21 protein-coding genes are annotated in these 26,486 nt (G+C 70.9%); 8 read left to right on the top strand and 13 right to left on the bottom strand.

The annotated features are described in order from the left end of the window. Positions 1-9: 9 nt before the first annotated feature. From leuB to ffh, 8 genes are all read right to left on the bottom strand, one after another. Positions 10-1,119, bottom strand: coding sequence for a 3-isopropylmalate dehydrogenase (gene leuB, locus WI697_RS00785; protein WP_062770502.1), 1,110 nt, complete (start codon positions 1,117-1,119; stop codon positions 10-12). Positions 1,120-1,245: 126 nt separating this feature from the next. Further along, entirely contained in the window at positions 1,246-1,863 is a 618-nt protein-coding gene (gene leuD / locus WI697_RS00780; RefSeq protein WP_345957069.1) for a 3-isopropylmalate dehydratase small subunit, read from the bottom strand. Positions 1,864-1,901: 38 nt separating this feature from the next. Continuing rightward, a complete protein-coding gene (leuC, locus tag WI697_RS00775; RefSeq protein ID WP_345957068.1) occupies positions 1,902-3,305 on the bottom strand; it encodes a 3-isopropylmalate dehydratase large subunit in 1,404 nt (467 codons plus the stop codon). A 338-nt stretch (positions 3,306-3,643) separates the two neighbouring features. Continuing rightward, on the bottom strand, positions 3,644-4,024 hold the full coding sequence (rplS, locus tag WI697_RS00770; RefSeq protein WP_014746766.1) for a 50S ribosomal protein L19: 381 nt from the start codon (positions 4,022-4,024) through the stop codon (positions 3,644-3,646). 221 nt (positions 4,025-4,245) lie between these two features. Then, the gene (gene trmD / locus WI697_RS00765) at positions 4,246-4,998 is read right to left on the bottom strand and encodes a tRNA (guanosine(37)-N1)-methyltransferase TrmD (RefSeq protein WP_062770508.1); all 753 of its coding nucleotides are present in this window, start codon (positions 4,996-4,998) and stop codon (positions 4,246-4,248) included. Then, positions 4,995-5,576, bottom strand: a complete 582-nt coding sequence (gene rimM / locus WI697_RS00760) for a ribosome maturation factor RimM (RefSeq protein WP_082828914.1) — start codon at positions 5,574-5,576, stop codon at positions 4,995-4,997. Before rimM ends, trmD begins: the two co-directional genes overlap by 4 nt. Before the next feature lie 49 nt (positions 5,577-5,625). Continuing rightward, complete coding sequence (gene rpsP, locus WI697_RS00755; RefSeq protein WP_014746763.1) at positions 5,626-5,991, bottom strand: 30S ribosomal protein S16; 366 nt, start codon at positions 5,989-5,991, stop codon at positions 5,626-5,628. Positions 5,992-6,090: 99 nt separating this feature from the next. After that, positions 6,091-7,446 carry a signal recognition particle protein gene (ffh, locus tag WI697_RS00750; protein WP_345957067.1) on the bottom strand — a complete coding sequence of 452 codons (1,356 nt, stop codon included), beginning with the start codon at positions 7,444-7,446 and terminating at the stop codon, positions 6,091-6,093. Positions 7,447-7,796: 350 nt separating this feature from the next. On the opposite strand from ffh, the gene tsaE reads away from it, so the two are divergent. From tsaE to WI697_RS00710, 8 genes are all read left to right on the top strand, one after another. Beyond that, entirely contained in the window at positions 7,797-8,369 is a 573-nt protein-coding gene (gene tsaE, locus WI697_RS00745) for a tRNA (adenosine(37)-N6)-threonylcarbamoyltransferase complex ATPase subunit type 1 TsaE (RefSeq protein WP_296712947.1), read from the top strand. Then, positions 8,366-9,445, top strand: coding sequence for an aminoglycoside phosphotransferase family protein (locus tag WI697_RS00740; protein WP_345957066.1), 1,080 nt, complete (start codon positions 8,366-8,368; stop codon positions 9,443-9,445). The genes tsaE and WI697_RS00740 overlap by 4 nt, the downstream gene beginning before the upstream one ends. Then, positions 9,442-10,209, top strand: a complete 768-nt coding sequence (locus tag WI697_RS00735; protein WP_296712950.1) for a nucleotidyltransferase family protein — start codon at positions 9,442-9,444, stop codon at positions 10,207-10,209. The genes WI697_RS00740 and WI697_RS00735 overlap by 4 nt, the downstream gene beginning before the upstream one ends. A gap of 4 nt (positions 10,210-10,213) precedes the next feature. Beyond that, on the top strand, positions 10,214-13,309 hold the full coding sequence (gene addB / locus WI697_RS00730; protein ID WP_345957065.1) for a double-strand break repair protein AddB: 3,096 nt from the start codon (positions 10,214-10,216) through the stop codon (positions 13,307-13,309). Continuing rightward, entirely contained in the window at positions 13,306-16,797 is a 3,492-nt protein-coding gene (addA, locus tag WI697_RS00725) for a double-strand break repair helicase AddA (RefSeq protein WP_345957064.1), read from the top strand. Before addB ends, addA begins: the two co-directional genes overlap by 4 nt. Before the next feature lie 164 nt (positions 16,798-16,961). Further along, complete coding sequence (trxA, locus tag WI697_RS00720; RefSeq protein WP_014746756.1) at positions 16,962-17,285, top strand: thioredoxin TrxA; 324 nt, start codon at positions 16,962-16,964, stop codon at positions 17,283-17,285. Between the two features lie 71 nt (positions 17,286-17,356). Then, positions 17,357-18,679, top strand: coding sequence for a folylpolyglutamate synthase/dihydrofolate synthase family protein (locus tag WI697_RS00715; protein ID WP_345957063.1), 1,323 nt, complete (start codon positions 17,357-17,359; stop codon positions 18,677-18,679). Beyond that, positions 18,657-21,002: an adenylate/guanylate cyclase domain-containing protein gene (locus tag WI697_RS00710; RefSeq protein WP_345957062.1), complete on the top strand. Its 2,346-nt coding sequence runs from the start codon at positions 18,657-18,659 to the stop codon at positions 21,000-21,002. Before WI697_RS00715 ends, WI697_RS00710 begins: the two co-directional genes overlap by 23 nt. Here the strand turns inward: WI697_RS00710 and WI697_RS00705 are convergent, their stop codons facing one another. The 5 genes from WI697_RS00705 to trpB are packed head-to-tail and all read right to left on the bottom strand — an operon-like array spanning position 21,003 to position 26,483. Continuing rightward, on the bottom strand, positions 21,003-21,893 hold the full coding sequence (locus WI697_RS00705) for an alpha/beta fold hydrolase (protein WP_345957061.1): 891 nt from the start codon (positions 21,891-21,893) through the stop codon (positions 21,003-21,005). A gap of 33 nt (positions 21,894-21,926) precedes the next feature. Continuing rightward, positions 21,927-23,264 carry a bifunctional folylpolyglutamate synthase/dihydrofolate synthase gene (locus WI697_RS00700; protein WP_345957060.1) on the bottom strand — a complete coding sequence of 446 codons (1,338 nt, stop codon included), beginning with the start codon at positions 23,262-23,264 and terminating at the stop codon, positions 21,927-21,929. A gap of 60 nt (positions 23,265-23,324) precedes the next feature. Next, positions 23,325-24,344, bottom strand: coding sequence for an acetyl-CoA carboxylase, carboxyltransferase subunit beta (gene accD, locus WI697_RS00695; RefSeq protein WP_345957059.1), 1,020 nt, complete (start codon positions 24,342-24,344; stop codon positions 23,325-23,327). Between the two features lie 55 nt (positions 24,345-24,399). Beyond that, positions 24,400-25,263, bottom strand: a complete 864-nt coding sequence (trpA, locus tag WI697_RS00690) for a tryptophan synthase subunit alpha (protein WP_062770539.1) — start codon at positions 25,261-25,263, stop codon at positions 24,400-24,402. Between the two features lie 5 nt (positions 25,264-25,268). After that, positions 25,269-26,483 carry a tryptophan synthase subunit beta gene (trpB, locus tag WI697_RS00685; RefSeq protein ID WP_062770542.1) on the bottom strand — a complete coding sequence of 405 codons (1,215 nt, stop codon included), beginning with the start codon at positions 26,481-26,483 and terminating at the stop codon, positions 25,269-25,271. Between the last annotated feature and the right edge of the window lie 3 nt (positions 26,484-26,486).

Raw genomic sequence — 26,486 nt, 5'->3', positions numbered from 1 at the left:
CGTGATGCCTCAGCCCAGCTTCGCCAGCTCCTCGACGATCGCCTCGCCCATGGCCTGGGTCGAGACCCGGGTCATGCCGGGCTGCATGATGTCGCCGGTGCGCAGGCCGCGCGCCAGCACGTTGCGGACCGACTGCTCGACCTGGTTCGCCGCCTCGTCGAGGTCGAAGGAATAGCGCAGCATCATGGCGAAGCTGAGCACGGTGGCGAGCGGGTTGGCGATGCCCTGGCCGGCGATGTCGGGGGCCGAGCCGTGCACCGGCTCGTAAAGGGCGCGGCGGCGGCCGGTCTCGTCGGGATCGCCCAGCGAGGCCGAGGGCAGCATGCCGAGCGAGCCGGTCAGCATCGCGGCCTCGTCCGACAGGATGTCGCCGAAGATGTTGCCGGTGACGATCACGTCGAACTGCTTCGGATTGCGGACCAGCTGCATGGCGGCGTTGTCGACATACATGTGGCTGAGCTGGATGTCCTCATAGCCCTCGCCATGGAGCTTGATGACCTCTTCGCGCCACATCTCGGTGGTCTCGACCACATTGGCCTTGTCGACCGAGCAGACCTTCGAGCCGCGCTTGCGGGCCAGATCGAAGGCGATCTTCGCAACGCGGCGGACTTCCGGCGAGGTGTAGACCATGGTGTTGATGCCGCGGCGGGTGCCGTCGGGCAGGGTCTCCACACCGCGCGGCGTGCCGAAATAGAGGTCGCCGGTCAGCTCGCGGATGATCAGGATGTCGAGGCCGGCCACCACTTCGCGCTTCAGCGTCGAGGCATCGGCCAGCTCGTCGAACACGATCGCCGGGCGCAGATTGGCGTAGAGCTGCATTTCCTTGCGCAGCTTCAGCAGGCCACGCTCGGGCCGGATCTCGAAGGGCAGCGGCTCCCATTTCGGGCCGCCGACCGCGCCCAGCAGCACCGCATCGGCGCCCATGGCGAGGTCCAGGGTCTTGTCCGCCAGCGGCGTGCCGTAGGCGTCGATGGCGGCACCGCCGACGAGATCTTCCGCGATATCGAAGGAGAGCCCGCGGGCCTTTTCGAACCAGCCGATGATGCGGCGAACCTCGCCCATCACCTCGGGGCCGATGCCGTCACCCGGCAGGATCAGCAGCTTCTTGTTGGCGGCCATGTGTCGCGTCCGTCTTTCTGTCTCGAATGGGGGGCGATCGTCCGGGGAGCGGTCGTCGCATCGAAGACGGCCGCGGCCGGGTCTTGCCTCCCCGCCGCGGCCCTCCTCAAGGGTCGGATCGGTCGTTCAGCCGGCGGCGTAGAGCCAGGGCTGGGCGGCCTTCTGCTTCGCCTCGAAGGCGGTGATCCGGTCTTCCGAGGTCAGCGTGATGCCGATGTCGTCGAGGCCTTCGAGCAGGCAGTGACGGCGGAAACCGTCGATCTCGAAACGGATCGGCTCGCGGCCCTGGGCGCGGATCTCCTGCGCCGCCAGATCCACGGTCATCACCGCGGTCTCGGGGTTCTCGGCCAGCGGCATCAGGCTCTGCACCAGGGCCTCGTCCAGCTTGACCGGCAGGATGCCGTTCTTGAAGCAGTTGTTGTAGAAGATGTCGGCGAAGCTGGGTGCGATGATGCAGCGGATGCCGAAATCGAGCAGCGCCCAGGGGGCATGCTCGCGGCTGGAGCCGCAGCCGAAATTGTCGCCGGCGAGCAGGATCTTCGCCTCGCGCCAGGGCGCCTTGTTCAGCACGAAATCGCCGGTCTCGTTGCCGTCGCGATCATAGCGGACGTCCGAGAACAGGCCGACCCCCAGGCCGGTGCGCTTGATGGTGGTCAGATACTGTTTCGGGATGATCAGGTCGGTGTCGATATTGACCCGCGGGAAGGACGCGGCGATGCCGGTCAGGGTCGTGAACTTGTCCATGGGATCAGGCTTTCGGCCGGAAGTTCAGAGAGCGGGGCTCAGAGGGCGCGCACATCGGCGAGCGTGCCGGAGATGGCGGCGGCAGCGGCCATCGACGGGCTCATCAGATGGGTGCGGCCACCGCGGCCCTGCCGGCCCTCGAAATTGCGGTTCGAGGTGGAGGCGCAACGCTCGCCCTCGCCCAGCCGGTCGGCATTCATGGCAAGACACATCGAGCAGCCCGCCTCGCGCCATTCGAAACCGGCCTCGACGAAGATCTTGTCCAGACCCTCGGCCTCGGCCTGCTTCTTGACCAGGCCCGAGCCGGGCACGACCAGCGCCTGCACGCCCTCTGCGACCTTGCGGCCCCGGGCGATGGCGGCCGCCTCGCGCAGATCCTCGATCCGGCCGTTGGTGCACGAGCCGATGAAGACCTTCTGCACCGGCACGGCGGCGAGCGGGGTGCCGGGTTCGAGGCCCATATAGGTCAGCGCCCGCTCCATGGCCGCGCGGCGCATGGGGTCGGCGATCTCGGCCGGGTTCGGCACGCTGCCGGTGATCGGCGCCACATCCTGCGGGCTGGTGCCCCAGGTCACCTGCGGCACGATGCTGGCGGCATCGATGGTGATCTCGTCGTCGAACACCGCACCTTCGTCGGAGACCAGCGTCCGCCAATAGGCGGCGGCCTGCTCGAACATCTCGCCCTTGGGCGACATCGGGCGGTCGCGCAGATAGTCGATGGTCTTCTCGTCGACGGCGACCAGGCCGGCACGGGCGCCGGCTTCGATCGACATGTTGCAGACCGTCATCCGGCCTTCCATCGACAGGCTGCGCATCGCCGAGCCGGCATATTCGACCACGCGGCCGGTGGCGCCGCCGGTGCCGATGCGGCCGATGATCGCGAGCACGATGTCCTTGGGGCCCACACCCTGCGGCAACTCACCCTCGACATTGATCCGCATGGTCTTCGACGGCGACTGAACCAGGGTCTGGGTCGCCATCACATGCTCGACCTCGGAGGTGCCGATGCCGAAGGCCAGGGCGCCGAAGGCACCATGGGTCGAGGTGTGGCTGTCGCCGCAGACGATCACCGTGCCGGGCAGGGTGAAGCCCTGCTCGGGCCCGATCACGTGCACGATGCCCTGACGGTCATCCATGATCGGGAAATAGGGCACGTCGAAATGGGCGCAGTTCTCTTCCAGCGTCTCGACCTGGGTGCGCGAGACCGGATCCGCGATGCCCTGGGCCCGCTGCACGGTCGGCACGTTGTGGTCGGCCACCGCCAGAAGCGCGTCGAGGCGCCGCGGCTTGCGGCCGGCGACACGCAGACCCTCGAAGGCCTGCGGGCTCGTGACCTCGTGGATGAGCATGCGGTCGACATAGATCAGGGCCGAACCGTCCTCACGGCTCTCGACCAGGTGGCTCTCCCAGATCTTGTCGTACAGGGTACGTGGGGCGGACATCGGTTCCTCGTTCACGCTTGGGCGGTCAGCGGGCCGTCTTGACGGCGGCGATTTCCGCTGCGCGACAGATTGCGTCGCATCGGCTGCTTCGAGGGCAAGAATAATATGTCGCCGTGTCCTTGGGAAGCGGAAAGAAATGTTCAAATTCAATGAGTTAACAGGTGGGGCCCCATTTTGGTATACCAATTGGGCATTCCGGCTGCCCGTCCTGCCCCCGCCGGCGGGGGGCGATGCCCTGCGGGAAGGCGACGCGGCGGCGCCCCCCAAACGAAAACCGCCGGCCATCCCGAAGGACGGCCGGCGGTTCGAAGCCCTGCGGCTGCTGGCCCCTTGCGGGATCAGCCGGCGGCCTGGCCGCGGGTGTCGCGACGCTCGGCGATGCGGGCGGCCTTGCCGGTCCGGCCACGCAGATAGTAGAGCTTCGCGCGACGCACGCGGCCGCGGCGGACCACGTCGATGCTCTCGATCAGCGGGCTGTAGAGCGGGAACACGCGCTCGACGCCCTCGCCATACGAGATCTTGCGGACGGTGAACGAGGCGTTCAGCGAGCCGCCCTTGCGGGCGATGCACACGCCCTCATAGGCCTGCACGCGCTCGCGGTTGCCCTCGACGACGCGCAGGTTCACGCGCACCGTGTCGCCCGGCTCGAAATCCGGCACGGCGCGGGCGGCGGTCAGCTGCGCGATCTGCTCCTGTTCGAGCTGCTGGATGATGTTCATCGCACCCTACCTCTTTCGACATCCGGCGGGCGGACCGGGCCGCCTGCCTTCGCCATGTTGGGGGCCGCGCCCCGGGCGCAGGCCAGTTTCAAGTCAATGCTTTCCCGGATAATCCGGGGGTCTTCCAGGTCTTTGGTCTTCAGCTTCTTCGGTCTTCAGCTTCTTCCGGCGACCCTGACGATGCCCGGACGAAAAACCGGGGCCGGCAAGGTTGCGCGGCGTCAGGTCCCGCCGCCGCTGCCGCGGCGGCGCGCCTCACGCCGCGCCCACAGATCGGGCCGTCGCTCCCGCGTCACCGCCTCTGCCCGGTCCTGTCTCCAGGCCCGGATCCGCTCGTGGTGGCCCGAGGTCAGAACCTCCGGCACCGCGCGCCCTTCCCAGACATCGGGACGGGTGTAGTGCGGGTATTCGAGCAGGTCGTCCTCGAAGCTTTCCTCTGCCTGGGAGGCATGGGCCCCCATGACACCCGGCAACAGGCGCACGCAAGCGTCGATCATGACCAACGCTGCGAGTTCCCCACCGGAGAGGATGAAATCACCGAGGCAGATCTCCTCGAACGGCCGGGCGTCGAGAAGGCGTTGATCCACGCCTTCGAACCGGCCGCACAGGACGATGACGCCGGGCCCGGCGGCCAGACGTCTGATCCGCGATTGGGTAAGCGGTTGCCCGCGCGGAGTCAAGTAAATCAAGGCGTGGCCGGGGCATTTTTCGATCGCGGCATCGATCGCGGGGGCCAGGACATCGGCCCTCATGACCATGCCGGGACCGCCCCCGGACGGCGTATCGTCGACCGCGCGATGCCGGCCGAGACCGTAATCGCGCAGCTGCGTGACGCCGAGCTTCCAAAGCCCGCGGTCGAGCGCCCGCCCCGCCAGGGAATGCCCCAGCGGCCCGGGAAACATCTCCGGATAAAGGGTCAGGATCTCGGCAGACCAGGGATGCCCGGTCCCGGTTTCCGGCCCGGAGGTGCTCATTCGAGCCCCTCCGGCGGATCGATCACCATCCGTCCGGCTGCGACCGACACTTCGGGAACATAGGCGCGGGTGAAGGGCAGCATCATCGATGCCCTGTCGCCCGGCCGGTCGATCTCCAGAATGTCGCCCGCGCCGAAATCGTGGACGGCCCGCACGCGGCCCACCACGGCGCCCGCCTGATCCACCACCTCGAGGCCGATCAGATCGGCCTGATACCAGGTCTCTTCGTCATCCTCGATCGCCGGCAGGGCGGAGCGGGGGACGTGGAGCCGGGTGCCGGTGAGGGCGGCGGCGGCGTCGCGGTCGTCCACGCCGTCCACCTTCACCACCAGCCCCACCTTGTGGGGGCCGGTGATGCGGATGCGGAAGGCGCGGGTGCCGGTGCGGTCATAGAGGGGGCCGTAATCGGCCACCGCCTCGGGATCCTCGGTGAACGGGCGCAGACGCACCAGCCCGCGCACCCCCTGGGGGGCGGCAAACTCGGCAATGCAGACCAGTTCTGCCGGATCGACCGGGGCGGGCTGCGGCGGGGCAGCCCGGCCCCCGGCGGGGCCGGCGGGACGTCCGGGGCGGGACATGGACGAACGGTGTTCCCTCTATGGATCGGGCCGGAAGCCTTGGCCCGGATCAGGCCTCGGCGGCAGCGGCTTCGGCGGCGGCAGCGGCGGCGGCCGCTTCCTTCATGCGCTCCTGCGCCTTCGCCTTCGGCTTGCCCTTGCTCGGGTTGCTGCGGTCGACCTTGGCGATGATGCCGGCGGCGGCCAGGAAGCGGGCGACGCGATCGGTCGGCTGGGCGCCGACGCCGACCCAGTACTGGGCGCGCTCGGTGTTCAGCACGATCCGGTTCGGATCGTCCTTGGCCGCCAGCGGGTTGTAGGTGCCGATCTTCTCGATATAGGCGCCGTCGCGGGCGTTGCGCGAATTGGCGACGACGATGCGGTAGACGGGGCTCTTCTTCGCACCCAGGCGGGTCAGGCGGATCTTCACGGACATCGGATGGAGGGTCCTGTATCGGAGGTGGTGTCTTCTTTGGAAAGACGGGGATCTTGGGGAAGCGTGCGCGCGGAGCGGGGGGCCGGTCGGGCCCTCTTGTCACATGCGCGGCAACAGGTTCTGCAGGCCGCCGCGCATCATGCCCTTCTTGCCGAGCTTGCCGACCTGTTTCATCATCTTGGCCATGTCCTGGTGCTGCTTGAGCAGCTTGTTCACGTCCTGGACGCTGCTGCCCGAGCCGGCGGCGATGCGCTTCTTGCGCGAGGCCTTGATGATCTCGGGATTGCGGCGTTCCTTCGGCGTCATCGACATGATGATCGCCTCCTGACGAACCAGGATCTTCTCGTCCAGCTTGGCCTCGTTCAGCTGCGCCTTCATCTTGGCGACACCCGGCAGCATGCCGAGCATGCCCTTCATGCCGCCCATCTTGCGCAGCTGGCGCAGCTGCTTGGCCATGTCGTCGAGATCGAAGCCCGTGCCCTTCTGGATCTTGGCGGCGAGCTTTTCGGCCTCTTCGCGGTCGATGGTCTCGGCCGCCTTCTCCACCAGCGAGACCACGTCACCCATGCCGAGAATGCGCGAGGCGATGCGCTCGGGGTGGAAGGTCTCCAGCTGGTCGAGCTTTTCGCCCTGACCCAGCAGCTTGATCGGCTTGCCGGTGACCGAACGCATGGCCAGCGCCGCACCGCCGCGGGCGTCGCCGTCGACGCGGGTCAGCGCGATGCCGGTCAGGCCGACACGGTCCTGGAACGTCTTGGCGATGGTCACCGCGTCCTGGCCGGTCATGGCGTCGGCGACCAGGATGGTTTCGTGCGGGCGGGCCTTCGACTTGACCGCCGCGACCTCGTCCATCAGCACGTCGTCGATATGCAGCCGGCCGGCGGTGTCGAGGATGACGACGTCATAGCCTTCGCGGGCCGCGATCTTCATCGCGCGCTCGGCGATCGCCACCGGCTTTTCGCCGAAGACGATCGGCAGGCTGCCGACCTCGGCCTGCTTCGCCAGAACTTCCAGCTGCTGCTGCGCCGCCGGACGATAGACGTCGAGCGAGGCGAGCAGGACGCGCTTCTTGTCGCGCAGGCGGAAACGGCGGGCGAGCTTGGCGGAGGTGGTGGTCTTGCCCGAGCCCTGCAGGCCGACCATCATGATCGCGACCGGGGCCGGCGCGTTCAGGTCGACCTCGACCGCGTCGCCGCCCAGCATGTCCGTCAGGTGATCGTGGACGATCTTGATGACCATCTGCGCGGGGTTGATGCCACGCAGCACCTCCTGGCCGACGGCGCGTTCGCGCACGGCGGAGATGAAGTCCTTGACGACGGGGAGGGCGACGTCGGCTTCCAGCAGCGCGATGCGCACTTCGCGCAGCGCCGCGGTCACGTCGGCTTCGGTCAGCGCACCACGGCGCTTCAGGCGGTCGAAGACCTCGCCGAGCCGGCCGGTCAGATTCTCGAACATCGTATCGGTTTCCGTCTCGCTCGGAGCGGGCCTGCGACGATCGCCGGCCTCTGATGCTCCCATCGGCGGGGACACATGCCTTCGTCGCCGAAGGTCCGTATCGCCCGACCGGGCGGGCGCCGGCCGGCCCCCGGCATCGGCCCCCGTTCCAGGGTGGTGATGCTGAAGATCGATCGGCGTGACGTTCCGCACAAGGGTGATGGCGGCGGATGTCGCCCGCCCTCGCGCGAAGACAGGCTTGTGACTCAGTCGGACCGTCTTTGTCAAGAGCCCGGTGCCCCTTGTCGGGCCGTTGCCGCAAGGCGGCCATTGCCGCGGCCGCGCCGACAGGCTAGAACCCGCGGATGTGCATGACGATCCGCCATGGCGCCGGCCCGGGATCCCGTCTCTGTCGGGCCCCCGAAACCGGCGGAACCGGTGCCCCGGCGCCGGTGGTCCGCCTCGCGAGCGAGGCGGAGACGGAGGCCTTTGCACAGCGCCTGGCGCCGGTGATGGCCGCCGGCGGCATGGTCCTGCTCGACGGCGATCTGGGGGCCGGCAAGACGGCGTTCTCGCGCGCGCTGATCCGGGCGCTTGCGGGCGCCGCGATCGAGGTGCCGAGCCCGACCTTCACCCTGGTCCAGCTGTATGATCTGCCGGATCTTCCGGTCGTTCATGCCGATCTTTATCGGATCGAGGATCCGGACGAGATCGACGAGCTGGGGCTGTGGGAGGCCGCGGAAGACGGGCTGGCGCTGATCGAATGGCCGGATCGTGCCGGCGGCCGGCTCGATCCGGGGGCGCTGCGCCTGTCGATCACCATCGCGCCCGACGGCGCACGGCTGGTCACGCTCCACCCGTCCGGCGACTGGACGGCGCGGCTTGGCCATCTTACCTCTGGGAACCCGGCAGCGCCCGGTTCACCGCCACGGACATGCTCATGACCGATACCCCTTCCGCAGCCCCGGTCCCGACCGATGCCCGCGATCTCGATCGCGCCCGCTTCGTCGCCCGTGCCGGCTGGCGCGGTGCCGAACGTACGGTGCTGGCGGGCGATGCCTCGTTCCGGCGCTATGACCGGCTGAAGCTCGATCGCCAGACCGCCGTGCTGATGGATGCGCCACCGCCGCATGAAGATGTGCGCCCCTTCCTGAAGGTGGCGGCCCATCTGAAGGCGATGGGCTATGCCGCACCCACCATTCTGGCGGCCGACCCCGAGACCGGCTTCGTGCTGCAGGAGGATCTGGGCGACGATCTGGTGCGGGTGGTGCTGGACCGCGACCCGACGCTCGAGACCGCGATTTATGCGGCGGCGGTCGACCTGCTGGCCGATCTGCACGACCGGCCGGGGGCGGCGGCGCTGGATGTGCCGGTCTATGATGCGGCGACGCTTGAACGCGAGGCCCTGCTGCTGATCGACTGGTACTGGCCGCTTGCGCTCGGCCGCGCGGCGACCGCGGCCGAGCGCGCAGGCTTCCTCGACCGGCTGAGACCGCTGATCGACCAGGTGGCGCGGCCCGAGGTGCTGGTGCTGCGCGACTATCATGCCGAAAATCTGCTGTGGATGCCGGCCCGGCGCGGGTTGTCGCGGGTGGGGCTGATCGACTTCCAGGACGCGCTGATCGGCCATCCCGGCTATGATCTGGTCTCGCTGCTGGAGGATGCCCGCCGCGACGTGGCGCCGGATCTGGCCGAGGCGATGGTGGAGCGCTATCTGCGGCGCAGGCGCGATGCCCTGGACGGCGAGACCTTCCGCACGGCGCTGGCGATCCTGGGGGCCCAGCGCAACATGAAGATCGCCGGCATCTTCGCCCGGCTGCATCTGCGCGACGGCAAGCCGCGCTACCTGAACTACCAGCCGCGGGTCTGGGGGCTGATCGAACGCGACCTGGTGCATCCCGCCCTGCATGCGCTGGCCGACTGGCTGGACGAAACCCTGCCCTGGGATGCCCGCGGCTGCACCCGGCCGCGCGATCCGGACGCGGCCGGCACGACGACGACTGAAGGAGATCCCGCATGACCAGGACCGACCCCATCCGCTTTGCCGGTGCGCCCCGGACGGCCATGGTGCTGGCGGCAGGGCTCGGCACCCGCATGCGGCCCCTGACCGAGACCCGCCCCAAGCCGCTGGTCGAGGTGGCCGACCGGCCGCTGATCGACTGGACGCTGGACCGGCTGACCGAAACGGGTGTCCGCCGGATCGTGGTCAATACCCACCATCATGCCGAACAGATGCGCGCCCATCTGGACGCGGTGCGCCCGCGGCTGCCGGCCGGGGTGGAGCTGCTGGAAAGCCATGAAGAGGATCTGCTGGAGACCGGCGGCGGCGTGGCGAAGGCGCTGCCGTGGCTCGGCGATGCGCCTTTCTTCGTCAGCAATGCCGACCAGCTGCTTCTGAACGGTCCGACGCCCGCGGCCGAGGTGCTGGCCCGCGCCTTCGATGCCGGGCGGATGGATGCGCTGCTGCTGCTGGTGCCGATGCCCTATGCGCTGAGCGTCGGCGGCACCGGCGATTTCGTCATGGACCAGACCGGCCGCCTGCGCCGTCGGCGGGAACGCGAGGTCGCCCCCTTCCTCTATTCCGGCCTGCAGATCCTGAGCCCGGCGCTGTTCGAGGACGCACCCGCCGGCAAATTCTCGCTGAACCTGCTGTTCGATCGGGCGATCGAGCGCGAGCGGCTTTACGGCGTGGTCCATGACGGCGCCTTCGTCGCGGTGGGCACGCCCGACGCGGTCAGACTGGCCGACCGGGTGGTCCGCGGCCGGTACGACCGGATCGGCTGAGGCCATGGCCCGCTGGCCGCAAGGGGTCTGGCGCATCCCGGCCGGGACCGGCTTTCTGGATGCGCTGGCCCGGGGGCTGATCGCCGCGGCCGATGGTGATCCGGACCGGCTGGGGCGGATGACCGTGCTGCTGCCGACCCGGCGCGCGATCGACGAACTGGCCCGGGCCTTTCTGATCGCGGCCGACGGCGAGGCGGCCTTGCTGCCGCGGCTGAAGCCGCTCGGCGATGTCGAGGCCGAAGAGCTGATGCTGGCCGAGGCGGGCGATCCCGGCAGCGCCGCCGATATCCTGGACCTGCCGCCGGCCATGTCGCCGCTGGCCCGCCGGCTGCGGCTGGCGCGGCTGATCGAGCGCTGGAGCGCCCGCGACCACGGTCAGGCCCTGACGCTGGATGAAGCCGCGCGGCTGGCCGATGCATTGGCGCGCCTGCTCGACGAGGCGCTGGTCGAGGATGTGGATCTGGCCTGCCTGGACCGGCTGGTGCCCGAAGCCTATGCGAAGCACTGGCAGGAGGTGCTGGCCTTCGTCGACATCGTCCGCCGCTTCTGGCCCGAGATCCTGGCCGAATCGGGCGCGATCGACGCCATCGACCGCCGCAACCGGTTGATCCGGGCCGAGGCGGCGCGGCTGGAGGCCATGCCGCCCGCCGACCCCGTCATCGTCGCCGGATCGACCGGCAGCCAGGCGGCGACGCGGGCGCTGATCCGGGTGATCGCCCGCCTGCCCAACGGCGCGGTGGTGCTGCCGGCGCTGGACGAAACCCCGGACGAGGATACCCGTGCCGCGATCCGCCAGGATCCGACCCATCCCCAGCATGGCCTGACCCGCCTGCTCGACGAGCTGGGCCTGAGGCCCGCGGCCATACCGGTCTGGCCCGGTGTGCCGGCGGCGGCAATGCGGGCCGGCCGCGACCGGCGGGTGCTGCTGGCCGAGGCCTTCCGCCCGGCGGAGACCACAGACCGCTGGGCCGACCTCTCCCATGTCCGGGCGGCGGCGCTGGAGGGGTTGACCCGGCTGGAGGCACCGGATCCCCGCACCGAGGCGACGGCCATCGCACTCGCCCTGCGCGAGACGCTGGAGGTGCCGGGGCGGACGGCGATGCTCGTTACCCCCGACCGCCGCCTCGCCCGCCGGGTGACCGGGGAACTCCGCCGCTGGGGGCTGGATATCGACGACAGTGCCGGCCGGCCGCTGATGTCGTCGGGACCGGCGGTGTTTCTGGACCTGATCGCGCGTGCGGCCGCCGAGCGCATGGCGCCGGTGCCGCTGCTGGCCCTGGTGAAGCATCCGCTGGCCGGCGGCGGCCTGGCGCCGGGGCGGTTCCGGGCGGGTGGGCGGCTGCTGGAACGCAGCCTGCTGCGCGGGCCGCGGCCTGCGGCCGACATCGCCGGGCTGCGCGCGGCGCTCGACGGCGCGCTGGCGGACGGGGAGGCGCGCGAGGCCGGACGCATCCGCCGTGCTGCCGCGGAACTCGGGCCCTGGATCGACCGGCTGGAGGCCTGTCTCGGCGATTTCGCCGCGGCGATGACGGCCGGTGAGGCGCCGTTCGATGCCCTGCTCGACGCCCATGTCGCCGCGGCCGAGGCGCTGGCAGAGGTGGCGGCCGCCGATCTTGCCGAGGCGATGGCCGCGGGCGGCACCGCCGCCCTGCCCGAAACCGGTGCCGAACGGCTGTGGCGCGGCGAGGCCGGCGAGGCGCTGATGCAGGCGCTGGCGGAGCTGCGCGACGAGGCGGGGGTTCTGGGCGATGTGCCGACCGCGCGCTATCCCGCCCTGCTGTCGGCCCTGCTGGCCGAACGCACGCTCAGGCCGCGCTGGCGCAGCCATCCCCGGCTACAGGTGCTGGGCCCGCTGGAAGCGCGGCTGCTGGCGGCCGATCTGGTCATTCTGGGGGCGATGAACGAGGGCGACTGGCCGCGTGATCCGGGGCCCGACCCGTGGCTCAGCCCGGCCATGCGCCGGCAGGCGGGCTTCCCGCCGGCCGAACGGCGGATCGGCCTGTCGGCGCATGACGCCTGGGCCCTGCTGTCGAGCCCCAATGTGATGGTGACCCGCTCGGCCAAGGTCGACGGCACGCCGACCGTGCCCTCGCGCTGGCTGCTCAGGCTGGATGCGGTGATTGCCGGTGCCGGTCTGGCCCGGGCCGAGGCGGCGGCGCGGGCGGCCATACCGCTGATCGGCTGGGCGCGGGCGCTGGACATGGTGGCGCCGGGCCCCCGCCCCGGCCCCCCGGCGCCGGTGCCGCCGGTCGACCGGCGGCCGCGCCGGCTGTCGGTCACCCAGATCGAGACCCTGATGCGCGACCCTTACGCGGTCTATGCCCGCCATGTGCTGGGGCTGGAGGCGCTGGATCCGGTGGATGCCGACCCGGGTGCGGCCGAGCGCGGCCGGTTCATCCACGCGGTGCTGGACCGGTTCCTGCGCGAACAGGCGCCGGCCCCGGCCCCCCTGCCCGAGGATGCGGTTGAGCGTCTGTTGACGCTGGGGCGGCGGGTCACGGACGAGCTGCGCCTGCCGCCTGCGGTGCTGGCCTTCTGGTGGCCGCGCTTCGAGCGCATCGCTGCCTGGTTCGCCGGCATCGAACGCGCCCGTCGCGCCCATATTTCCGCCACCCTGACCGAGATCCGCGGCGAGCTGGTCTTCCAGGCGCCGGGCGGGCGGTTCGTGCTGTCGGCGATCGCCGACCGGATCGACCGGCTGCCCGACGGGTCCTTTGCGATCATCGATTACAAGACCGGCGCACCGCCGTCGACCAGGGAGGTGCAGCGCGGGCTGGCGCCGCAGCTGCCGCTGGAGGCGGCCATTCTGGATCGCGGCGGGTTTGCCGGCGTGCCCGGTGCGACCGTGTCGGAACTGGCCTTCTGGCGGCTGTCGGGCCGGCGGCCGGCCGGGGAGCAGCGCTTCGTGCTCAAGCCCGGCGGGGATGCCCGGGCGCTGATCGATGATGCGGCGGCGGGGCTGGTGCGGCTGATCACCGCCTTCGACCGGCCCGACCAGCCCTACCATGCCCGACCGCGTGCCTGGGCGGCCCCGCGCTATTCGGATTACGTCCATCTCGCCCGCGTCCAGGAATGGCAGGCCGGGGAGGACGAGGCATGAGCCGGGAACAGGCGATCGCGGCCGATCCGGCCCTGTCGGTCTGGGTGGGTGCCTCGGCCGGCACCGGCAAAACCAAGGTGCTGACCGACCGGGTGCTGCGGCTGATGCTGGCCGGGGCGGCACCCGAACGGATCCTGTGCATCACCTTCACCAAGGCTGCGGCGGCGGAGATGGCGCTCCGCCTGTCGGGCCGCCTGGCGCGCTGGGCGACGGCGGATGCCGGGCTGCTGACCGACGAACTGTTCGCGCTGCTGGGGCGGAGACCTGTCGTGGCCGAACTCGCCACGGCGCGGCGGCTGTTCGCGCGGCTGCTCGACACACCGGGCGGCATGAACATCCAGACCATTCATTCGCTTTGCCAGTCGCTGCTGCGGCGCTTCCCGCTGGAAGCCGGGCTGCCGCCGCATTTCGAACTGATGGACGAGCGCGATGCCGCCGAGCTGATCGCCGGCGCCCGCGAGCGGCTCTTCGCCGAGGCAGCGGGCGATGCCGGGCTGGGGGCGGCGGTCGACCGGCTGGCGACCCTGTTCGATGCCGAGGCCTTCGCCGGGCTGATGACCACGGTGATCGGCGAACGCCACCGGCTGGGCCGGATCGTGGCCGCAGCGGGATCGCTGGAGGCCGCCTGCCGGCTTGTGGCGGCGGCCCATGACCTCGATCTGCGGGCGACGCCCGAAAGCGAGCTGGCGGCCGCCTGCGCCCCGGGCGGCTTCGACGAGGCGGGGCTGAAGGCCGCAGCCGAGGCCCTGGTCGCGTCGTCCGGCAAGGACGATGTGGTGCGCGGCCGGGCGCTGGCCGGCTGGCTGGCGGCCGGCGAGGCGGAGCGCGTCACCCGCTTTGAGGACCGGCTGGGCGCCACCATGACCGCCGAGCGCAAACCGCGTGCCCGGCTGATGGTGAAGGCGACCCAGGAAGCGGCGCCGGCGGCCTTTGCGGCGCTCCGCCGCGAACAGGACCGGATGGTGGAGCTGGAGGATCAGCGCCGCGCGGCTGCGACGGTCGCGGCCTCGGTGGCGCTGCTCCGGGTGGGGCACCGGCTGGCGGAACTGTATGACGGGCAGAAGCGCATCCGGGCGCGGCTGGATTATGACGATCTGATCCTGGGGGCAGGGCGGTTGCTGGACACGCCCGGCATCGCGCCCTGGGTGCTCTACAAGCTCGACGGCGGCATCATGCATCTGCTGCTCGACGAGGCCCAGGACACCAGCCCCGAACAGTGGAAGGTCGTCGAGCGGCTGACCGAAGAGTTCTTCGCCGGCGACGGTGCGGTCCACGAGCAGGCGGGCAGCGATGCGGACGGCCTGCCGCTGGCCCGCACCGTCTTTGCCGTCGGCGATCCGAAACAGTCGATCTACCGCTTCCAGCGCGCGGATCCGGCCGGCTTCAAGCGCATGCAGGCCTTTTTCGAGGCCCGGGTGACCGGGGCCGCGCGCGGGTGGCGGCCGGTCGAACTCCGCCAGTCCTTCCGGTCGGTCCGCGCGGTGCTGGATGCGGTGGATGCGGTCTTTGCCCGCCAGCCGGCGGCCGACGGCGTGGTCGAACCCGGCCGGACCCTCAGGCACGAGGCGGCCCGTATCGGTCAGGCCGGGGTGGTGGAAGTCTGGCCGCTGGCCGTGGCCGAAAAGCTGGACCCGGACGATGCCTGGGTGGCGCCGGTGGTGCGCGAACCCCAGGACGACCCGATGGGCCGGGTGGCCGATGCCATCGCCGGCACGCTCCGCCGATGGCTGGACGAGGGCGAGATGCTGGAGGCGCAGGGCCGGCCGATCCGGGCGGGCGATGTGCTGATTCTGGTCCAGCGCCGCAACGCCTTCGTCGGCCGGATGGCCCGGGCGCTGAAGATGGCGGGCGTGCCGGTGGCGGGTGTCGACCGCATGGCGCTGATCGACCAGATCGCCGTGGCCGATCTGGTGGCGCTGGGGCGTGCCCTGCTGCTGCCCGAGGATGACCTGACCCTGGCCGCGGTGCTCAAGGGGCCGATCATCGGCCTGGACGAGGCGGCGCTGTATCGGGCGGCGGTGGATCGCCGCACGCCTGAGGGACGGATGCCGCTGATCCGGGCCCTGCGGGAGCGAGCCCGCGGGGATGACGAGCTTCGCGCCGCGGCCGAGACCCTGTCGACGCTGGCCCGCGCGGCCGACCGGATGGGGCCTTATGATTTCTATGCCGATCTGCTGGCGGCAAAGGGCGGGCGACAGCGGCTGGTGGCGCGGCTCGGTCCCGAGGCCGAGGATGCGATCGACGAGTTCCTGAACCTGGCGCTTGCCTTCGAGCAGACCGAGCCGCCGAGCCTGGAAGGCTTCCTCGCCTGGGTGGGGCGCAGTGCCGTGGAGGTCAAGCGCGACCTCGAGCAGGGCCGCGACGAGGTCCGGATCATGACGGTGCACGGCGCCAAGGGGCTGCAGGCGCCGGTGGTGTTCCTGCCCGACACGATCCGCCTGCCCCGCCCGCCGGCAGGGCCGGTCTGGCTGGAGGACCCGGCGCCGATGCTGCTGATCTCGCCCGGATCGGCGGATGTCTCCGACACGGTGCGCGATGCCCAGGCGACGACGGCGGTGGAAGACCGGCAGGAATACCGCCGGTTGCTTTATGTCGCCATGACCCGGGCGGCCGACCGGCTGTATGTCTGCGGCTGGCACGGCAAGCCCGAGGCGCCCGCGGACAGCTGGTATGCCCTGGTTCAGGGGGCGCTGGCGGGGATGGCAGCGCCGGCGGAGATGGCGCTGCCGGGCGGTATTGCCGGCCCCGGCTGGCGGCTCACCTGCCCGCAGGACGGCGCTGTTGCACGCACAGCCGCCGAGATGGCGGAACCCGACGTCGTGCCGGCCGGCCTGCCGGCGGCCCTGCATCCCGATCGGGGGCTGCCGCCCGAACCGGTGCCGTCGCGGCCGCTGGCGCCGTCGCGACCCGATGACGACCCGCCGCCCGCCCGATCGCCGCTGGGCGATGCCGGCGTGCGCCATTTCCGGCGCGGCCGGCTGGTGCATCGCCTGCTGCAGGTTCTGCCGGATCTGGACCCGGAAGCCCGCGCCGAGGCCGCCCGCCGCTTCCTGGCCGCCCCCGCCCATGGCCTGGCACCCGACGAGGTCGCGCCGCTGGCGGCGGAGGTGGAGGCGGTGCTGATGCACCCGGATTTCGCGCCGATCTTCGGGCCGGGCTCGCGCGCCGAGGTGCCGCTGGGTGCCGTGATCGGATCCCGCGTGGTTTCCGGCGCGGTCGACCGGCTGCTGATTTCGGCCGACCGCGTGCTGGTGGTGGACTACAAGACCGACCGGCCGCCGCCATCAGATCCGGACCGGGTGGCCCTGCACTACCTGCGCCAGATGGCCGCCTATCGTGCGGTGCTGCGCCGGATCTATCCCGGCCGGCAGGTGGAGACGGCGCTGGTCTGGACCGACGGGCCGTCGTTGATGCACCTGCCGGACCGCCTGCTGGACCGCTGGGCCCCGGATCCGGATCCCGGCGATCCGCTGGAACGCCCGGGTTGAATTGCACCCGATCCACGGATTGCCGCCGTGCATCCGACGCAAAGGTCGGTGTGCTTGACCGTCTTCGCGCGGCTTTCTACATTGAGCCAAGCGTGCCCGCCGGCCTCGTCATGCCGGCTTCCGCCGGCCTCCGCGGCCGCTCACGATTTGAGGGGACAACTCCCATGGCCATCGCCACCGTCACCGACAGCTCGTTCGAGCAGGATGTGCTGAAGTCTGAAACGCCCGTCCTGGTCGACTATTGGGCCGAGTGGTGCGGCCCCTGCCGGATGATCGCTCCGGCGCTGGAAGACCTGTCGAAGGAATTCGACGGCAAGGTCACCATCGCCAAGCTGAACATCGACCACAACCCGCAGACCCCGTCGAAATACGGTGTGCGCGGCATCCCGACCCTGATGGTCTTCAAGGGCGGCCAGATCGCGGCGACCAAGGTCGGCGCGATGCAGAAGAGCGATCTGGCGAAGTGGATCAAGTCGGTCGTCGGCTGACCCCCGCTTCCGGCCCTGCCGGAACCGCTGTCGAGGCCCGCATCGTCCCCGGGGACGGTGCGGGCCTCGCTTTGTCCGACGGTCCTGCGGCACCCGACGCCGATGCCGCGACGGGATGCGCGCTGGATGCGATCTATGCCGGTGCCATGGCGGCACGTCCGGCCAGACCGGGCTTCGACCGGGATCTGCGCCGGCCGGACCGGCTGCTGGGGCTGATCGCCGCCGCCGGGCTGATGCCCGATCCGGACCGGGTGATCCTGGTGACGGGATCGAAGGGCAAGGGCAGCACCGCCCGGTTGATCGCGGCGGGGGAGACGGCCGCCGGCCGCCGGACCCTGCTGTTCACCTCGCCCGAAGAGACCACCGCGCTCGACCGCATCCGCCTGGATGGCGCGGTGATCGGGGCCGAGGATTTCCTGCGCCACCATGCAGCGCTCGCCCCGCAATTCGGGGTCCTGGCCGCCGGTCTGCCGGCGGGCGAGGCCTTGTCGCCCTTCGGCCAGTTTCTGGCCATCGCCCTGTCCCATGCGCGGGAGGTCGGGGCCGACCGGCTGGTGATCGAAACCGGCCGGGGCGCCGCCCATGACGAGGCCGGCCGGCTTCGGGCGCGGATCGGCGTGGTGACCGCGATCCTGCCCGAACATCTGGACCGGCTGGGGCCGACACTCGCCGATGTCGCGGCCGAGAAGCTCGACATCCATGGGCGGTGCGGCCGGACCATTCTGACCGCCGCCGCCGCCAGGACCGGCCGCGAGGCGGGGATCCGTCTTGCCCATGCCCTGGTCGTCGGGGCGCCGCCCGTCGATGCGGCCGATGACCGGCCGGGCTGGCTGCGCCAGGATCTGGCGCTGGCCCGTGCGGCACTTGTGGCCGACGGGATCGACCCCATGGCAGCCGTGGTCGCCGAGGCGCTGGACCGGATGGCGGCTTCGGTGCCGTCCTGGGGGCGGGCCGCAACCGCAGACGGGCGCGAGATCGGCTGGGAGGCGGCCGTGCAGGCGGCGAGCCTGGATGCCGGACGCCTTGCCCGGCTGGGACGGGCTGGCTGGCGGGTGCTGCTGTCGGTTACCGACGACAAGGATGTCGACGGGCTGATCGATGCGCTGGGCGCGGCGGGGCTGCCTGCCCATGGCGTGGTGCTTCAGGGGCGGCGCGGGCCGCTGGTTCATGGCCCGGGCGTGCATCGCCGGCTGGCGGCCCGGCTGGGACAGGGGCTGGACGCGCCGCTTTACGGGCCCATCGATCATGACGACGTGCCGGCCATGGTCCGGCTGCTGTACGATACCGGCGGTGCCGATGCGGCCCCCGTGCTTGCGGTCGGCACCCAGACCTTCCTGCGCCTTGTGCGCGCCGCCATCAGGACCGGAGCCGATGCCCGATCGCAGTCGCCGTGACGTCGCCCCCCGCAGCCGCGACGACGTGCTGGGCCGCCTGCAGCTGCCGCCGCCCGCGGCCATGCCGCTGGATGCCGAGGCGGCGACGGTGGTCGCAACGGTCGCGGGACGGATGGCGGGCGAACTGATCCAGGCCGGCAGTTTCGAACGGGTTTTCGACGGTATGAATCGCAGCCTGGTCGAGGCCGGGGTTCCGGTGGGGCGGGTCTATCTGGCCTTCCGCACCCTGCACCCGCTGATCGCGGCGGTGTCGTTTCTCTGGCAGGCGGGCCAGCCGGTGGAGCGGATGGTGATGGCCCACGGCCTTGTCGGCGTGTCCGAGGCCTGGCAGCGGTCGCCGCTCAACTACATGCTGACCCACGACATGCACTGGATGCGCCGCCGGCTGACCGGCCCCGAGGCGAGCCGGGAATTCGCGCTGTTCGAGGATCTGGTCGCCGAGGGCATGACCGACTATGTCGCCACCGCCACCGCCTTCGGCAGCGGGCTTGGCGGCAACGGCGTGCTCGCCTCGTGGACCGCAGACGCCCCCGACGGGTTCAGTGATCGCGATCTGGCGATCCTCTCGGCCTTGCAGGTGCATCTGGCGGCGGCCTGCCGGCTGGCCTTCACGGCCCAGGTTTCGGATACGGTGGCGATGACCTATCTGGGCCAGCATGCCGGCCGGCGGGTGTTGTCGGGCCAGATCCGCCGCGGCGACGGCGAGTTGATCCCGGCGGCGATCTTTCTGTCGGATCTGCGCGGTTCCACCGCCATGGCCGAGCGGCTGGGCGTCGGCCGGTTCATGGAACTGGTGAACCGCTATTTCGAATGCGCGGCCGAACCGGTGCTGGGGGCGGGGGGCGAGGTGCTGTCGCTGATGGGCGACAGCGTGCTCGCGATCTTCCCGCTGGCGGTCTATGGCGACGAGGTGGAGGCGGCCTGCGATGCGGCCCTGGCCGCGGCGCGTGATGCCGAACGCCGGCTGGAACTGTGGAACCGCGAACGCGCGGCCGAGGGCGAGCCGCGGGTCGATTTCGGCATCGGCCTGCATCTGGGGCGGGTGATGTTCGGCAATATCGGCACCGCCGAACGGCTGCAGTTCACCGCCATCGACCGGTCGATCAACGAGGCGGCGCGGCTGGAAGATCTGAGCAAGACCCTGGGCCACCGGATCATCGCCAGCGGCACCTTTGCCGCCAGGGCCACCGCTGCCTGGCGATCGCTGGGCCGGGTGCAGCTGCGCGGCTCGGCGCGGGAACAGGAGGTGTTCACCCCGGCGCCGGCCGCCAATCGTCTGGCCCTGGCTGCCGGCACCGATGCGGGCGGGCCACCCTGCCCCGTGCCGCCCGATCTGGTGGTTCATGCCGATTGGAGCGTCGATGCCCGCAAGCGCTGGATGGCGGTGGCGACGCGGATGGAGGATGGCCGCTATGCCGCGGGTGTCCCGGAACCGGTGGGGCCGGTCGACAGCCTGATCACCCGGCTGATCGAGCGCGCCCGGGGTGGGCGTAGCGGGGGAGGGCGGGTGCTGCTGGGGCTGGACGTGGTGCTGGGCCTGCCGGCGGCCTATGCCGGGCTGCTCAGGGCCGAACGCTTCTCCGACGCGCTCGACCGGTTCGCGGCCGCGCCCGAAGGGCTTGAGCCGGCGGACCGGCCCGAGGAGATTTCGCCCGAGCGGCCGTTCTTTCCGCGCCGCCCGGGGCAGGGGCAGGGCGGCCCGGCCGAGCTTGCCCGCCGGCTGGGGCTGGACGGGCCCGACGATCTGCGGCGGATCTGCGAGCATGCGACCATCGCCCGTCGGGCGGCGGCTCCGCTGTTCTGGACCATGGGCCCCGCCCAGGTCGGCCGTGCGGCCGCCCATGTCTGGCGGCATCTGCTGATCCCGGCCCGCCGCGCGGGGCTGGATCTGGGGCTCTGGCCCTTCGACGGCCGGCTGGGCGAGCTGGTCGCCCGCCATGCCGTTACCGTGGTCGAGGCCTATCCGGCGGCCTTCCATCGCCATCTGGGGGTGCGGCTGGGCCGTCAGGCCGCCAATGGCCGGGGCAGCAAGCGCAACCGCAACGATCGTGCCGCCAATGCCGCGACCCTGATGGAAGCGGCCCGCCGGCTGGATTTCGTCATCGACATGCCGCTGGTTGCCGAACTGGGCGACGGCTTCGGCAATGGTGCCCGCGGCGAGGACCAGTTCGATGCCGTGGTCGGGCTGATGGGCATGCTGCAGGTTCTGGCCGGGGCCAGGCCCACGGGAGAGCCGCGGCTGGCGCCGGTCACGACCGTGGAGGGCTGGATCCTGGGGCAGTCTCCGGCCGAGCTGAAACTGCCCGAGGACAGCTTCTCGTGATCAACCGGTCGCTTCTGCAGCCCGGATATGGGCTGAGAGCGGGGCGAGGAACAGCGGCGTCGCCGCCTCGGTGATCAGATGCCCCAGCCCGTCGATGATGTGCAGGCGGGCATTCGGGATCCGCTCCACACCTTCCCGCGCCCGGTCCAGCGCCACCACCGGGTCGGCGGTGCCGTGAATGAACAGGGTGGGGCAGGTGATGCGGCCCAGCAGTTCGCGGCGATCCATCGTGCTCTCGATCGCCGCCATCTGGCGGCCGGTGCCGAGCGGCCGGTAGCTGCGGGTGACGGCCTGCGTGATCCGCCGCCGGTGCTCGTCGTCGGACGCCTGAAGGGCCGTGCCGTCGAGCAGGCGGGACTGGGCGACGAACAGCTCGATATCGGGGGCATGGAGCAGGCGTTCCGCCCGGGCGGCACCCAGGGCGTCGCGGACATCGGCCTTCGCTTCCACCTGCCGGCGGCCGCCGGTCGAGGACAGGCAGGTGAGCGAGGCCACGCGGGCCGGCTCGGTGGCGGCGATGATCTGGGTGATCCGCCCGCCCATCGAATAGCCGACCAGATGTACCCGATCAAGGCCCAGTCGGTCGAGCAGGGCCACGACGTCGCGGGCCATGTCGAACAGGTCATAGGCCTGGGGCGGCGGGGCGTCCGGCTCTCCCAGCACCACCGGTCCGAAGGCGGAAGAGAGCCCGGCATCGCGATTGTCGAGCAGCAGGATCGGATGGTCTGCCCCAAGCTCGTCCAGGAAGGCCGCAGGCCATTCGGGCCCCTGCATCGACAGCCCGTGGACGAACACCACCGGCAGCCCGCCGGGCCGGGTTGCCGGCAGCAGGGCATGGGCGATGGCGACATGACCGAGATCGGCGACGGAAAAGGCGGGTATGGCGGTCATGGATGCAGATCCTGAACGGAGATCGGGCACGGGTCAGGCGGCAGCCTCGGCATCGGCGGTTTCCACGGCGGCGAGGACATCGCCGACCAGATAGAGCGAGCCGAAGATCAGGATGCGGTGGGCGATGTCGGGATCGGCGGCGGCGATCGCGGCCTGCCAGCCTGCGGCGGGGGCGGCGTCGATCCCCGCCCTGCGGGCGAGACCGGCCAGCATGTCCGGGTCGTGCGAGGGATGACCGGGTATGGCGATGGTCGTGAGCCGGACCCGGCCGGCGAGCGGCGCGAGCCCCGCGATCACGGCTGCGGCATCCTTGCGGGCGAGCAGGCCCAGCACCAGTTGCAGCGGCCGGTCCGACCAGGGGCCGAGACTGTGGCGGACGAGCGCCTCCACCGCATCGGGATTGTGGCCGCCATCGATCCAGATCTCGTGCCGACCGGCCGGATCGAGCGCCGGCAGCGCCCGGGCGATCTCTGCCGTCACCGGCTGCAGCCGGCCGGGATGACGGGTGGTGTGCAGCCCCTCGGCCAGGGCGTCGGCCCGACCGAGCGGCGCCAGTGCCGGTATGTCCGCGGCGGCAAGCCGGGCGAGGGTGAGGGCGAGAGCGGCATTCCAGGCCTGGTGGTCGCCGATCAGGGCCGGCAGCGGCCAGGCGCCCGCAGCCGGGCCGCCGCTGATCACCAGCCGGCCCGCGTCGAGCGAGGCCTGCCAGTCGCGGCCGCCTTCGGTAAAGGGGGCCTGCATGCGCAGGGCGGCGGCACGGATGACGGCGGCGGCATCGGGCGTCTGGGCGACGGTGGCGGCGGGGCGACCCTGCTTGATGATCGCCGCCTTTTCCGCCGCGATCAGCGCCGGGGTGTCGCCCAGGAATTCCATGTGGTCGAGCGCAATGCGGGTGATGCCGACCGCGGCCGGCCGGGCGACCAGGTTGGTGGCGTCCAGTCGCCCGCCGAGACCGGTTTCCAGGATCACCAGATCGGCCGGGGTTTCGGCGAAGGCCAGGAAGGCGGCCGCGGTGGTGATTTCGAAGAAGGTGATCGGGCGGCCGGCATTGACCTCTTCGATCCGGGCCAGCAGCCGGGCCAGCACCGGTTCGGCAATCGGCCGGCCGCCAAGGGCGATGCGTTCGTGGAAGCGGACCAGATGCGGCGAGGTATAGGCATGGGCGCAAAGGCCGGCGGCACGGGCGATCGCCCCGAGGCAAGCCACCACCGAGCCCTTGCCGTTGGTGCCGGCCAGATGGATGACCGGCGGCAACCGGTCCTGCGGATTGCCGAGATCGGCGAGCAGACGCAGGATCCGGTCGAAACCGAGTTCGATCTCGGTCGCGTGCAGCCGGCCCAGCCGGTCGAGGATGGTGGCGCTGTCATCCATGGGCCGGCAGCCCCTTCACGTCGGATGGCACCCGGGCCTTCGGGGCCCGGGCGCACAGTATCAGGCCTTGCGCGGCTCGTCGGTCGCAGCCGTGCCCAGGGCGGGCTCGGCACGCGGTGTCGCCTCGGCGGGCTTGGCCGTGGCATTGCCGGCGGGTTTGCGCGGCGGGGTGACGGTGTTGGTCACTGGCTCTGCAAGCGCGGTGCCGGGCTTGGGGGCCGCCACCGGCGGCAGCTTCAGCAGCAGCTTCAGCGTCCGGGCCAGCGTCTCCTTCAGCGCGTTGCGCGGCACCACCATGTCGAGCATGCCATGTTCCATCAGGTACTCGGCGCGCTGGAAGCCCTCGGGCAGGGCCTCGCGGATGGTGGTCTCGATCACCCGCTGGCCGGCAAAGCCGATCAGGGCCCCGGGTTCGGAGATGTGGATGTCGCCGATCATGGCGAAGGAGGCGGTGACGCCGCCGGTGGTCGGGTCGGTGAACACCACGACATAGGGCAGGCCGGCTTCCTTCACCCGGTCGACGGCGACCGTGGTGCGGGCCATCTGCATCAGCGACAGCGCGCCTTCCTGCATGCGGGCACCGCCCGAGGCCGGGAAGACGATCAGCGGACGCTTCTTCTGCACGGCGACGGCGGCGGCCTTGACCAGGCCTTCGCCCACGCCCATGCCCATCGATCCGCCCAGGAAATCGAAATCGAACACCGCAACCACGGCCGGCACGCCGCCGATGCGGCCCTCGCCCACCTGGATGGCGTCGGTCTCGTCGGTCTTGGCCTGGGCCTCGCGCAGACGGTCGGTATAGCGCTTGCGGTCGCGGAAGCGCAGCGGATCGGCCGTCACCTTGGGGGTGTCGATCCGGTCATAGGCGCCGTCGTCGAACAGCATGGCGAGCCGCTGCTTCGCCGGCAGGCGCATGTGATGTCCGCAATTGGTGCAGACATGCAGATTTTCCACCAGATCGCGGTGGAAGATCATCTGCTCGCAGGACGGGCACTTGTGCCAGAGATTGTCCGGCGTCGCGTCGGGCTTGCGGACCAGGGCCTGGATCTTCGGACGGACGAAGTTCGACAGCCAGCTCATGCGGTTGGGGTCTCCGTTCGGATGCCTGGGGCGGGGCGGGTCACGGGCGTCGCCGTCAGGCGCGGGCGGCAGCGCTCTGCACACCGCCTGCCAGCCGGCTGACCAGATCGCGGACCCGGTCCGGCGCGGTTTCAGGCGCGCCGTCGGCCACCGCCTGTTCGACCTCCTGCACGATCGCCGAGCCGACCACGACGGCATCACCGATCGCCGCGAAGGCGGCTGCCTGTTCGGGAGTCTTTATACCGAAACCGATCGCTACCGGCAATTCGCTCGCCGCGCGAATCCGGGCGACCGACGGCGCCACCCTGGAGATGTCTGCCGAGGCGGTGCCGGTGATGCCGGTGATCGAGACATAGTAGAGGAAGCCGCTCGCCCGGCCGACCACCGAGGGCAGACGCTCAACCGATGTGGTGGGGGCGACCAGGCGGACCAGGGCAAGACCCGCGGGATCGGTGAAGCGGACCAGCTCCTCCTCTTCCTCGGCCGGCAGATCGACCACGATCAGTCCGTCGACGCCGGCGGCGATCGCATCGGCGGCGAAGCGCTCGGCACCATAGGCGTAGATCGGATTGTAATAGCCCATCAGGATGACGGGGGTGTCGGTATCGGTCGCCCGGAAGGCGCGGACCATGTCCAGCACCTTGATCATGGTGACCCCGGCGGCGAGGGCACGCAGCCCCGCGCGCTGGATCGCCGGACCGTCCGCCATCGGGTCGGTGAAGGGCACGCCCAGCTCGATCACGTCGGCACCCGCTTCGGCCAGCGCGGCCAGCACCCGGGCGCCGGTGTCGAGATCGGGGTCGCCCGCGGTCACGAAGGTGACCAGCCCGGCCCGGCCTTCGGCCTTCAGCGCCGCGAAACGGCGATCGATGCGGGCGGTGCCGCCCGGCACGGCGGAACGGTCGATGGTCTCAGCCATGGCGCTCACAGGTCCACTCCCAGGGCTTCGGCGACGGTGAAGACGTCCTTGTCGCCGCGGCCGCACATGTTCATCACCAGAATGGCGTCGCGGGGCAGGGTGGGGGCGGTCTTGACCACCTGCGCCACCGCATGGGCGGGTTCCAGCGCCGGCAGAATGCCTTCAAGGCGCGCGCAGAGCTGGAAGGCGTCGAGCGCCTCGCGGTCGGTGACGGCCGCATATTCCACCCGGCCGATATCGCGCAGCCAGGAATGTTCGGGGCCGATGCCGGGATAGTCCAGGCCGGCCGAGATCGAATGGGCGTTCAGGATCTGCCCGTCGGCATCCTGCAGCAGATAGGTGCGGTTGCCGTGCAGCACGCCCGGACGGCCGCCGGCCAGCGAGGCGGCATGCTCGCCGGTCTCGATGCCGTGGCCCGCCGCCTCGACGCCGATCATCCGCACCCCGTCGTCGTCGAGGAAGGGATGGAACAGGCCGATGGCGTTGGAACCGCCGCCGATGCAGGCGACCAGCATGTCGGGCAGCCGGCCTTCGCGCTCCAGAACCTGGGCCTTCGTCTCCTCGCCGATGATCGACTGGAAATCGCGGACCATCATCGGATAGGGGTGCGGGCCGGCCGCGGTGCCGATGCAGTAGAAGGTGTCGTCGACATTCGACACCCAGTCCCGCAGGGCTTCGTTCATCGCATCCTTGAGGGTCGCGGTGCCCGACGACACGCCGCGCACCTCGGCGCCGAGCAGGCGCATGCGGAAGACGTTGGGCTTCTGGCGGACGATGTCGGTTTCGCCCATATAGACGACGCAGTCCATGCCGAGGCGCGCGCACATGGTGGCGGTGGCGACGCCATGCTGACCGGCACCGGTCTCGGCGATGATCCGCTTCTTGCCCATGCGCTTCGCGACCAGCAGCTGGCCCAGCACGTTGTTGATCTTGTGCGCGCCGGTATGGTTCAGCTCGTCGCGCTTGAAGTAGATCTTCGCGCCGCCCAGATGCTCAGTCAGCCGTTCGGCCAGATAGAGCGGGCTCGGCCGGCCGACATAGTCGCGCTGAAACAGGGCCATCTCGGCGGCAAATCCGGGATCCTGCCGCGCCGCCTCGTAGGCCCGCTCAAGCTCCAGGATCAGCGGCATCAGGGTCTCGGCGACGAAACGGCCGCCGAACAGTCCGAAACGGCCGTGCTCGTCCGGCCCGGAGCGGTAGGTGTTGGGTGTATGCGACATGAA

The organism is Tistrella mobilis (assembly GCF_039634785.1).
In the GTDB taxonomy this organism is placed as follows: domain Bacteria; phylum Pseudomonadota; class Alphaproteobacteria; order Tistrellales; family Tistrellaceae; genus Tistrella; species Tistrella mobilis.
This window is presented reverse-complemented; position numbering and strand designations above follow the sequence as displayed.

What these genes read in the sequence shown, in the direction of transcription:
- addA (WP_345957064.1), top strand. Translation starts at nt 13,306, where the DNA reads ATGAGCCGGGAACAGGCGATCGCGGCCGATCCGGCCCTGTCGGTCTGG.
- leuB (WP_062770502.1), bottom strand. Translation starts at nt 1,119, where the DNA reads ATGGCCGCCAACAAGAAGCTGCTGATCCTGCCGGGTGACGGCATCGGC.
- leuC (WP_345957068.1), bottom strand. Translation starts at nt 3,305, where the DNA reads ATGTCCGCCCCACGTACCCTGTACGACAAGATCTGGGAGAGCCACCTG.
- tsaE (WP_296712947.1), top strand. Translation starts at nt 7,797, where the DNA reads ATGACGATCCGCCATGGCGCCGGCCCGGGATCCCGTCTCTGTCGGGCC.
- trpB (WP_062770542.1), bottom strand. Translation starts at nt 26,483, where the DNA reads ATGTCGCATACACCCAACACCTACCGCTCCGGGCCGGACGAGCACGGC.
- WI697_RS00740 (WP_345957066.1), top strand. Translation starts at nt 8,366, where the DNA reads ATGACCGATACCCCTTCCGCAGCCCCGGTCCCGACCGATGCCCGCGAT.
- trxA (WP_014746756.1), top strand. Translation starts at nt 16,962, where the DNA reads ATGGCCATCGCCACCGTCACCGACAGCTCGTTCGAGCAGGATGTGCTG.
- leuD (WP_345957069.1), bottom strand. Translation starts at nt 1,863, where the DNA reads ATGGACAAGTTCACGACCCTGACCGGCATCGCCGCGTCCTTCCCGCGG.
- addB (WP_345957065.1), top strand. Translation starts at nt 10,214, where the DNA reads ATGGCCCGCTGGCCGCAAGGGGTCTGGCGCATCCCGGCCGGGACCGGC.
- WI697_RS00710 (WP_345957062.1), top strand. Translation starts at nt 18,657, where the DNA reads ATGCCCGATCGCAGTCGCCGTGACGTCGCCCCCCGCAGCCGCGACGAC.
- WI697_RS00705 (WP_345957061.1), bottom strand. Translation starts at nt 21,893, where the DNA reads ATGACCGCCATACCCGCCTTTTCCGTCGCCGATCTCGGTCATGTCGCC.
- rimM (WP_082828914.1), bottom strand. Translation starts at nt 5,576, where the DNA reads ATGTCCCGCCCCGGACGTCCCGCCGGCCCCGCCGGGGGCCGGGCTGCC.
- trpA (WP_062770539.1), bottom strand. Translation starts at nt 25,263, where the DNA reads ATGGCTGAGACCATCGACCGTTCCGCCGTGCCGGGCGGCACCGCCCGC.
- trmD (WP_062770508.1), bottom strand. Translation starts at nt 4,998, where the DNA reads ATGAGCACCTCCGGGCCGGAAACCGGGACCGGGCATCCCTGGTCTGCC.
- WI697_RS00735 (WP_296712950.1), top strand. Translation starts at nt 9,442, where the DNA reads ATGACCAGGACCGACCCCATCCGCTTTGCCGGTGCGCCCCGGACGGCC.
- ffh (WP_345957067.1), bottom strand. Translation starts at nt 7,446, where the DNA reads ATGTTCGAGAATCTGACCGGCCGGCTCGGCGAGGTCTTCGACCGCCTG.
- rplS (WP_014746766.1), bottom strand. Translation starts at nt 4,024, where the DNA reads ATGAACATCATCCAGCAGCTCGAACAGGAGCAGATCGCGCAGCTGACC.
- accD (WP_345957059.1), bottom strand. Translation starts at nt 24,344, where the DNA reads ATGAGCTGGCTGTCGAACTTCGTCCGTCCGAAGATCCAGGCCCTGGTC.
- rpsP (WP_014746763.1), bottom strand. Translation starts at nt 5,991, where the DNA reads ATGTCCGTGAAGATCCGCCTGACCCGCCTGGGTGCGAAGAAGAGCCCC.
- WI697_RS00700 (WP_345957060.1), bottom strand. Translation starts at nt 23,264, where the DNA reads ATGGATGACAGCGCCACCATCCTCGACCGGCTGGGCCGGCTGCACGCG.